The organism is Pseudomonas sp. SIMBA_068 (assembly GCF_046534705.1).
Lineage (GTDB): Bacteria > Pseudomonadota > Gammaproteobacteria > Pseudomonadales > Pseudomonadaceae > Aquipseudomonas > Aquipseudomonas putida.
Genome location: NZ_JAWRYI010001891.1, coordinates 1 through 229, shown reverse-complemented (window position 1 = coordinate 229; position 229 = coordinate 1). Strand labels below are relative to the sequence as shown.

Here is a 229-nt window from a genome sequence, read left to right as displayed (position 1 = left end):
GGGGCGGCGTTGGGCGCGGCCCTGGCCTTTTCCGCGACTTCGGCCTGCAACTCGGCAAGCAATGCGCCTTCCCATGTATTGCTGGCGCTGGGGCATGATGCCGGGCAGGCCGCGCGGACCATCCGCTTGAGCCTCGGGCGTTTCACCTGCGAACAGGATGTGGATCGCGCCGCTCAACTGATCCAGGCGGCGACCGCCTCAGCCCCTGCGTTCTGGGCCACAACACAAC

At 67.7% G+C, this 229-nt stretch carries 1 pseudogene; it reads left to right on the top strand.

What is annotated here, in order from left to right:
• Window positions 1-229: pseudogene (locus tag SB756_RS36340) on the top strand (IscS subfamily cysteine desulfurase); the annotation flags it as partial.